The organism is Acidisphaera sp. L21, from assembly GCF_009765685.1.
Classification (GTDB): Bacteria; Pseudomonadota; Alphaproteobacteria; order Acetobacterales; family Acetobacteraceae; genus LMUY01.
Map to the genome: position 1 here is coordinate 3,087 of NZ_LMUY01000125.1, position 8,962 is coordinate 12,048.

At 56.9% G+C, this 8,962-nt stretch carries 6 protein-coding genes and 4 pseudogenes; 9 read left to right on the forward strand and 1 reads right to left on the reverse strand.

Features of this window, described 5'->3' with window-relative positions; genetic code table 11:
* Positions 1 to 22: 22 nt before the first annotated feature.
* The 8 genes and pseudogenes from GSQ76_RS32875 to GSQ76_RS32120 all read left to right on the forward strand — a co-directional run.
* Positions 23 to 289: a hypothetical protein gene (locus tag GSQ76_RS32875; protein WP_158746640.1), complete on the forward strand. Its 267-nt coding sequence runs from the start codon at positions 23 to 25 to the stop codon at positions 287 to 289.
* A gap of 24 nt (positions 290 to 313) precedes the next feature.
* On the forward strand, positions 314 to 904 hold the full coding sequence (locus GSQ76_RS23995) for a glycosyltransferase family 2 protein (protein ID WP_216851266.1): 591 nt from the start codon (positions 314 to 316) through the stop codon (positions 902 to 904).
* Positions 905 to 1,899: 995 nt separating this feature from the next.
* A pseudogene (gene glf, locus GSQ76_RS24005) lies at positions 1,900 to 3,060 on the forward strand (UDP-galactopyranose mutase).
* Between the two features lie 369 nt (positions 3,061 to 3,429).
* Entirely contained in the window at positions 3,430 to 4,548 is a 1,119-nt protein-coding gene (locus GSQ76_RS24010; RefSeq protein ID WP_158746643.1) for an aminotransferase, read from the forward strand.
* Positions 4,545 to 5,804, forward strand: a complete 1,260-nt coding sequence (locus GSQ76_RS24015; RefSeq protein ID WP_158746644.1) for a phosphoribosylamine--glycine ligase — start codon at positions 4,545 to 4,547, stop codon at positions 5,802 to 5,804. Before GSQ76_RS24010 ends, GSQ76_RS24015 begins: the two co-directional genes overlap by 4 nt.
* Complete coding sequence (locus GSQ76_RS31390; protein WP_216851268.1) at positions 5,795 to 6,103, forward strand: hypothetical protein; 309 nt, start codon at positions 5,795 to 5,797, stop codon at positions 6,101 to 6,103. The genes GSQ76_RS24015 and GSQ76_RS31390 overlap by 10 nt, the downstream gene beginning before the upstream one ends.
* Before the next feature lie 26 nt (positions 6,104 to 6,129).
* On the forward strand, positions 6,130 to 6,633 hold the full coding sequence (locus GSQ76_RS32880; RefSeq protein ID WP_158746645.1) for a class I SAM-dependent methyltransferase: 504 nt from the start codon (positions 6,130 to 6,132) through the stop codon (positions 6,631 to 6,633).
* Positions 6,634 to 7,095: 462 nt separating this feature from the next.
* A pseudogene (locus GSQ76_RS32120) lies at positions 7,096 to 7,265 on the forward strand (IS256 family transposase); the annotation flags it as partial.
* Positions 7,266 to 7,287: 22 nt separating this feature from the next.
* Here GSQ76_RS32120 and GSQ76_RS24030 read toward each other — a convergent pair.
* Positions 7,288 to 8,401, reverse strand: a pseudogene (locus tag GSQ76_RS24030) (IS3 family transposase).
* Positions 8,402 to 8,459: 58 nt separating this feature from the next.
* On the opposite strand from GSQ76_RS24030, the pseudogene GSQ76_RS24035 reads away from it, so the two are divergent.
* Positions 8,460 to 8,962, forward strand: a pseudogene (locus GSQ76_RS24035) (transposase); the annotation flags it as partial.

Consider the following 8,962-nt stretch of genomic DNA (forward strand, 5'->3'; position numbering starts at 1 on the left):
GGAGACCCATGGAATGCATTAGTTGATCCCTGCCGTCGAGAACGAAGCTGCCGGTCGGGTTCCTCGCGAGCTCATTCTTCAACGCTTTGTTGTAGATCGGCCGGTCGATCGTCGTGCTCTCTACTGGCGAGATGAAGTCAACCCCCATACAGCTGCACGGGTCCAGCAGCAATTGGACGGTAGTCTTCTCGTTCCCTGTCAGACGACGTTGAGCTTTGACACCTACTTCAATAGTCTATTCGAGCGCTCGTGGCGGCAACATACTACTGCAGGCATTCTAAAGCTGTGAGTGCATGTAGATGGAAACTGTCATTTGCGGGTATATCGCAGGGTGTTTGATGAGCGGGTTCTAGTTGCCGACGTGATCTGCACGACCGGCACCGCGGACCTTCTCTTTCCAGATCACGCAAAGAATTTCCGCCAATATGGAGTTCTATCGCTCGAGGTGACACCCGTTGACCGGCCGGTAATCTGGAAAGCCACCTGCTGGTTCGTTGATGCGAGCGTCCCTGCGGCCGGTGTCGCCCTCGTGTTCTGCACATTCAACCGCGAACACGAGATTACGTGTGTACTCCAGTCCATTGCATCTGATGCCGCCCTGGTTCGAAGGCTCTCGCGCATCTACCTCGTCAATCAGGGAGAACCCTTGTTATCCTCTGAGTTTTCGGCCCTGCGCCAGCGGTATGGCGAAAAGCTTGAGATCATTGTCCAAGCTAATTTTGGCGGCGCTGGTGGCTTCACACGCGGGCTGATTGAGGCCCTTGACAATCCTACCATAACCCACACCGTGTTCCTCGACGATGATATCGAGGTCGAACCTGACAGCCTCTTCCGCATGGTATCGTTTTTTGACCTTGCCAAGACGGACATTGTAATTGGTGGCCAGATGTTGGATGGCGCTTAACCGACGCGGCTCTTCGAGGCGGGAGCAACAATCTCCGAACGTCATTGGGCATTCCAGCCAAATCACACATCATGTGACGTTGGCGATCCAACAAACCTGGAGGTGCTGAGCCAACCTACGCCACTACATTACAATGGATGGTGGTGTTGCGGATTCCCACTTGCTCTCGTCCGCAAGGTTGGACTTCCGCTACCATGTTTTATACGGGGCGATGACGTAGAATTCGGCCTTCGGCTACATCAGCAGGGAATTGAGACGGTTTCCATACCTGGTATCGCAGTATGGCACGAGCCATTCTATCTCAAGCTTGGTAGCTGGCAGCTGTATTACGAAACCCGAAATATTCTCGTCTCGGCGTCGCTCCACCAGCCGTCAGGACGGCTACCGGTTTTTCGCCGGATGATGCGACACCTCCTCGTGCATCTTCTGACATTCCGCTATTATAGCGCGGCGCTTGTGATCCGCGGTATCGCCGATTACCTCAAGGGGCCCGGCCTTTTTCATGAAGCGCCACAGGCACTTCACGCCGGGTTGACCCAGTATCGCGTGCGGTATCCCCAGACCACCAGTCCTCGAGGTCGGGTCATCTACGATCAGCCGCCCTCCAAAAGGCGCCTCCCCCGCGGTCGGGCAGGCTACATAGCCTTGTTCCCGAGGCTAATCTTGCAACAGTTTATGCGCCCTACGCGGGAAGCACCCGTACGCCGCATGCCGCTCGGACAGTTTTCCCTCGTGGGGATGAGAGACGTCGAGCATGTGGCTGTCGATACTTTGTGGGACTACGACCTACCGGTATTCAAGCGATCACGTGAAAACTTCCGAGAGCTTGCGTTCGACGGTGTCCGGGTCCTATGGCAGCTCTACCGCCGAGGCCCCGAGACTGCTCGGTTGTGGCAGGCAAGCTTCCCTGAGCTTGTCTCGCGCTCATTCTGGCAGCGCTATCTTGGTCTCGGAGAGAGACAGCACATACCAGTCGATGACGACGACATAGCTGCATGAGTATCGGCGACTTTCCAGTGGTTGTAGTTGGTTCTGGGTTCTTTGGAAGCACCATCGCGCACCTGCTAGCTCGGGACCACGGCGTTAACGTACTTGTGCTGGAGAAGCGCGATCATATCGGAGGCAACTCTCACTCCCGGGTTGATCCCGAGACCGGCATCGAGGTCCACACCTATGGATCTCATATTTTCCATACCGCTAACAAGTCGGTTTGGGACTTCGTCAACCGGTTCAGTGCGTTCAACAACTACCGACATCGTGTTTTTAGCCGTCATGGCGCCCGCACGTTCACCATGCCGATAAATCTCATGACGATAAACTCGTTCTATGGACGTGACTTCACGCCTGAGGAAGCCGAAACGTTCATACATGCTGAGATTGCCCGCGACCGTGTTGCAAACGTGGAGAACCTCGAAGACAAAGCCATATCGCTCATCGGTCGACCACTCTTTGAGGCTTTTATCGCTGGATATACGCAAAAGCAGTGGGAGACAGAGCTCCGTACGCTTCCGCCGGACATCATTACTCGATTACCCGTACGTTTCAGCTACAACGACTTCTACTTCTCCGACCCTTACGAGGGCATCCCAGTAGACGGATATACCACCATCTTCGAACGCATGTTGGCACTCCCTAACATCGAGGTCCGGACTGGCTGTGGCTACTTTGATGTCCGGGATCAGATCGCACCCACCGCATTGTGCATCTATACCGGAGCTGTCGATGAATTCTACGGTTATCGATTTGGAGCGTTAGGGTGGCGGACTTTAGATCTAAAGTTTGAGTGTCTTCCGACTGGCGACTATCAGGGAACGAGCGTGATGAATCATCCTGACCTGGAGGTTCCTTATACGCGCGTGCACGAGTTCCGACACTTCCATCCAGAACGCCGTTACCCTCAGGACAGGACCATTATTGCGCGTGAGTAATCTAGGTTTGCTGGGCCTGCCGATTCGCCTTACTACCCCATCGAGACTGCGGCAAACAAGGACATTTACCGCCGCTATGCGGCCCTCGCCGCTGTCGAGGCGAAAGTCGTTTTTGGCGGCAGACTAGGGACGTATCGCTACCTCGACATGCATCAAGCAATTGGAGCTGCCTTCAAAGCGCTCCAGGCGGAAGTGCTTCCACGTCTGCGTGAAGAATACGCCGTATGAGGCGTGTGCCCGCCTGACCAATATAAGCTTCACAACCATAACATAGACGACATTCGATGCTTTTACAATGAGCTTACCCGCTTTGGGGACGATCAATCGTATTGAGTTGAGTGACTTGGATGTTCGATAGAGTGATTTGCCCGAGCAGGCTAGCTGGACAGCCAACCCCTGATACACACCCGGACGCTGACGAAATCCTATGGAGCCATGTCAGACGTAAACGGGTGGCCCGAACACAGCTGCTAAAACACGAGGCCGTGTGCAATAAAGCCGGATCATGTTCTACAATGCCGGTATCCGCGTTTGCTTTGTGGAAGTGTCCAAGTATCAATTGGATATCGACTGTTTGCCAAGCTAGGTGGAACCATCATGAACCCTCTCGTTGAGAATACCGACAGTCCGCCTATTCCCCTCGTCCAAGCATGGGGTCGGACTTACCGACAGGCCGCTGGTCCAATGATAGACTTATGCCAAGCCGTTCCTGGCTACTCGCCACATGAGGGTTTCCTAGGTCGAATGGCGGCTGCAGCGGCCGACCCGCTCAATGCCAAGTATGGCTTTATAGTCGGAGACACCGCGCTGCGCGAAGCCTATGCTGTTGAGACAGGGACGAGTGTAGATCGCGTTCTCATAACCGCGGGATGTAATCAGGCCTTCTTTGCGGCTCTACTGACCCTCGTGCCGAGAGGCGCAGCCGTGCTTCTGCCAACACCCTGGTATTACAATCACAAAATGACATGTGATATGCTCGGCCTTGAAGCCCGGGCTCTTCCAACAACCCCCGCGACAGGGTTCATTCCTGACCCGGACGAGGCAGCCGCGCTTATGGACGGCGTGGCGGCTGTTGTCTTGATCACTCCAAACAACCCAACCGGCGCCATTTATCCTTCCACCACCATCGAGCGGTTTGCTGAACTTTGTCGTGTCCGTGGCGCGACGTTGCTGCTCGACGAGACCTACCGAGACTTTCAGTCCAGCTCGGCGATCCAGCCATCGGATGATATCGTCCGGCTATATTCCTTCTCAAAGTCCTATGCAGTTCCAGGTCATCGTATCGGCGCATTGACGTTGCCTTCTCACCTGGTGCCGCAGGCCGTAAAGGTGCTCGACTGCCTGCACATCTGCCCACAACGGCCAGCTCAGGTGGCTCTTGCCTGGGCAGTTGACGGGCTCCGAGAGTGGCGAGAAGCCAATCGCCAGGAGATGCTATATCGGGCTCTAGCGATGCGGCATGCCTTTGCGACAATCCCCGATTGGCAGATTGACTCTCTAGGGGCCTATTTCGCCTACGTTCGACATCCATTCCGCGGAACGTCTGCTTGGAAAGTTACTGAGCAACTCGCTCGTGAGTACGGCGTGCTTCTGCTGCCAGCACCTGCTTTCGCGGGCTCGCCAGACCATGTGCGGGTATCGTTCGCGAACGTAAATTCAAGTGGCATTGAGCTCCTGGCGCAGCGGCTGGCTGCTGTAAGGCATCCGAGTCCATGAGGATCCTTGCCGTTGGACTGCGGATCTATCTGGGCGACCTCTACCTGAACCTCATGCGAGAAGGACATGAGGTTCGTGTCTACGCATCGGATCCTGCAAGCCAGCGCGCCTTTGGCGGTATAATCACTGCAGTCGATGATTGGAAAACGCAACTTCCTTGGGTCGGCCGCACAGGCATTATCTTGTTCGAGGGAGTAGGGCAGGGGTGCGTTCAAGATGGCCTACGCAAGGACGGTTATCGGGTCGTGGGCGGTAGCGCGCTGGGCGATCGGCTGGAACTGGATCGCGCCTTTGGTCAGGGGGTACTCGCCGGCGTTGGCATGCCCATAGCCGAGAGTCACTCCTTCAATCGGCCGATCGAGGCCTTGGATTGGCTGGAGCGAAATCCGGGTGCCTATGTCCTGAAGTATGATGATAACAGCCACTCTACCTTCGTGGGAGAACACCCATCTGGGGCCGACGTGCGATTTATCCTGCGCCGCTATTCAGAGGCAGGTCCCGTGCTCTTGATGCAAAGACTACGCGGGGTAGAGGTTGGTATAGGTGCTTACTTTGATGGAACCCAGTTTCTGTTGCCCGCGTGCATAGACTTTGAGCACAAGCGGTTTTTTCCCGGCGACATTGGGGAAATGACCGGTGAAATGGGAACTCTCGCCTCGTATGAGGGCGCCGATGCGTTGTTCACCGCCACACTTAGCCGTGTTGGGCCGCAATTAGCGGAGGCTGGGCATGTTGGCTATGTGAACCTCAACTTGATTGTCAATGAAGATGGAGCGTTCCCCCTAGAGTTCACCTGCCGTTTTGGCAATCCCGGCTTTGCCGTACTCGCGGCGATGCAAGTGGATGGATGGGGAGACCTGCTGTCTCGCATGGTTGCAGGTTGCGGTGGTCGGATCCGAACATTATCAGGATGGGCAGTTGCAATCGTGCTGACAATGCCTCCATTTCCGCACACCGTCGACACAATTGCGGAGGAAGACGCACCTATCTTCTTCCATCAAACGCCAGAGGGCGCAGAGCAAGCGTTCTACCACTACGTCGACATGCGTCTCGGGAACAATCAGCTGTTGGGTCATAGACGATCCGGTCACCTGATGATTGTCACTGGGACTGGAGCGACAGTCACCGCGGCTCAGGCAGCGGCTTGTCTCCGAGCAAAGAACGTCATTGTTCCAGAACTTCGATGGCGCAACGACATCGGCGCTCGGTTTGTTAGCGAAGATGCGGCGACCTTGAGCCACTTGGGATGGCTGTGAACTCGACAATTGGTCTCTATCTGGCTGGCGAGATTTCACCCCAGGTGGCGCTATCCCGTTTGTTGTTAGAGGGTATGGATGCGGCACAGATAAAACTTGCGGTTTTCGCAGCTCGACCCGATCCACCTACGGCAGCCTGGCAATCGTTAGCAGCGCTTACAGCTGAACAAGCATCCACCCTGGACCGCCTTGCCAGCGAGGTCGGACGAACTGGCAGCGACCATAGTAATCTCGGCGGGATCGCCGGCATAGCGGCGTTCTTCGATAATGCCGTCCGCTTCTCGCCGAGGCCGGGGTAGCTTTGTATTCCTTGGGCAACAAGGCCATGCTCGACGACGCCACTACAGAGATCGTGTCTTGGCTCCTGAAGCAAGGATTGGTGTCACAGCAGGCCAAGGTGCTTGACTTTGGTTGTGGGATTGGGCGCATCGCCGAAGCACTGGCGCCACATTGCCACAGTATACTAGGCCTTGATGTGTCACCCGGGATGATATCGGAAGCGCGTCGGAGAACTGGGTCCCTCGCTGGCTTGGAGTTTGAGCTCACATCCGGTGATGCCGTGCCTGGTGGTCCGTTCGACCTCATACTGTTTGTCGATAGTATGCCTTACATCCACCAAGTCGGCTTAGCTGATGCCATCATGGCTCAATCAAGAGCGGCGTTGCAGCCGTGTGGCTCAATCGGCATCCTAAACTTATCCTATGGTAGATCGGCGTTGGCTGATCAGCATGACGCTGAGCGATGGGCGCACCTACATGGCTTGTCGCTTGCAATTTACCGGCCGTTTTCGCTTTGGGATGGGACCGCTTTCATCTTTAGACGGGCGTAGCCAGCAACAACGCTGAATTGGAGCTTCGTGTCAAAGGGCCTGTAATCAAGCAGAAGATGCAGGAGACCTTTGGGAGAGTAAGCCGGAACTGGAGACCGAAGGTTGACACGAAGGTCCAAGAGGATGCGGCGCTAAAGCGTGGGAGGACAGTGGCCTTCAATAGGGAACGCCTGCTCCGGCCCTTTGATAATGGAACGAGTTGACATGGCGAGGCAAGCTAATCAACGCCCTAATTGGAGCGGCTTGCTACGCTGCCTGAATGGCCAAAGCCAAGCTTAGTCGCGTTGGCCGTGTCCCAGGTGGTGGTGTAGCAGCTGTGGGTAAGTGGGTTGCCGGAGCGACCGCCAAGAGTCTGGCGTAGGCGGCTCACTTATCCACAGCGTGGCCCCTATCCAGGGTGGCCATCGCCGGTCTTCGTTTTAAGTTCGAGTTGCGGACTTGAACGCTAGAACGGAGATGACGATGACCGACGATAGAATGGCGCTAATCGAGTTGATCGAGAAGGGGGCCGATGGTGATTGGTCCGTGACATGCTGTCCTTCGCCGCTGAGCGGCTGATGGAAGCGGAAATAGAGGTCCGCACCGGTGCTGCCCGTGGCGAACGGGACGCTGGGCGCCTTGTTCAGCGTGACCCTGCCCCGAACGTGCCCTCGTTTATAAGCAGAATCCGTTCTCCGTATGCCCCTGCTTGGGGCGGGTTGCAAAGACCGTGGGGGTGAGCCCGTTCAGGCTCGTGTGTGGGCGTTCTGTGTTGTAATCGACCCTCCATGCTTCGATGATCCGGCGTGCTGCTACCAGGCTGCTGAATAGGTGCTCGTTCAGGCATTCGTCCCTGAACCAGCCGTTGAAGCTTTCCACAAAGCCGTTCTGCTGCGGCTTGCCTGGCGCGATGTAGTGCCACAGCACCGATCGCCCCTCCTGCCAGCGCAGGATCGCGTGCGACGTCAGCTCCGTGCCGTTGTCGCTGACGATCATGGCGGGGTAGCAGCCGCGCAGTGCGGCGATACGGTCCAGTTCGCGGCCAACCCGCAGACCGGACAGCGAATTGTCCACCACGAGACCGAGGCACTCGCGGGTGAAGTCATCCACGACCGCCAGCACCCGGAACCGGCGACCGCTGGACAATGCATCAGACACGAAGTCCAGCGACCAGCGCTGGTTCGCCCCCTGCGGCAGCGCCAACGGTGCCCGCGTGCCAATCGCTCGTTTCCGGCCGCCCCGCTTGCGCACACCCAACCGTTCCTCGCGATACAAACGGAACAGGCGCTTGTGGTTGATCAGCATACCTTCCCTCGCCAACAGGATGTGCAGGCGCCGATAGCCAAACCGCCGCCGTTCAGCCGCCAGTGCACGCAGTCTGGAACGGATCTCACCGTCACCGGGTCGCTTGGAAGCATACCTGTAGGTTTTCGGCTCAACCCCGACCAGCCTGCATGCATGCCGCTGCGAGTATTTTTTTGCTCAATGGCCCAGGTCACGGCAGCACGCCGCGAACCAGGCGTCAGAAGTTTTTTGCCAGCATCTCCCTCAGGGTCGATACGTCCTGCATTGATTCCGCCAACAGCCTCTTCAACTTGGCGTTCTCTTCTTCCAAGCCTTTCAGCTTGCGCGCGTCAGAGACTTCCATACCGCCGTATTTCGACCGCCACGTGTAAAACGTCGCGTCGCTAATACCGTGCTTGCGGCACAAATCCGCTGCCGTCGCACCCGCTTGGTGCTCTTTCAGCACGCCGATGATCTGCTCCTGCGTGAACCTCGATCGCTTCATCATCCGTCTCCTGTGTGACGGACCCTAACTTCAAAACGAGGGTATTTCAGGGGGCAAGGTCAAGCGTAATGGCTATCGCGAGCGCGGCTGGGATACTCGTGCTGGGCGGATCGACCTCGAAATTCCCAGATTGCGCAAGGGAAGCTACTTTCCCTCGTTTCTCGAGCCGAGGCGGACCGCCGAGAAGGCGCTCACTGCGGTGATCCAGGAGGCCTATGTCCACGGTGTCTCGACCCGCTCGGTCGATGACCTAGTCAAGGCGATGGGCGGAAGCAGCAAAGGTTCCGTCGCCAAAGGCGATGGAAAGCTGCTGGAGGGGCATCGGGTGTTTCGAAGAGCCAGGTCAGCCGCGTAGTCGAGGAATCGACGAGCGGGTCAACGCCTTCCTCCCGACCCATCGAAGGGGAGTGGCCGTATCTCTGGATTGATGCGACCTACGTGAAAGCGCGGGAGGCCGGGCGGATCATGTCCGTGGCGACTATAATAGCTGTCGGCGTCAACACCGATGGGCGGCGCCAGGTGCTTGGTGTCGCCACCGGCCCGTCCGAGGCGGAGACCTTT

Bases quoted from the DNA above. Each gene is read 5' to 3' on its own strand.
- GSQ76_RS24010 (WP_158746643.1), top strand. From the start codon at position 3,430: ATGAACCCTCTCGTTGAGAATACCGACAGTCCGCCTATTCCCCTCGTC.
- GSQ76_RS24015 (WP_158746644.1), top strand. From the start codon at position 4,545: ATGAGGATCCTTGCCGTTGGACTGCGGATCTATCTGGGCGACCTCTAC.
- GSQ76_RS31390 (WP_216851268.1), top strand. From the start codon at position 5,795: ATGGCTGTGAACTCGACAATTGGTCTCTATCTGGCTGGCGAGATTTCA.
- GSQ76_RS32880 (WP_158746645.1), top strand. From the start codon at position 6,130: ATGCTCGACGACGCCACTACAGAGATCGTGTCTTGGCTCCTGAAGCAA.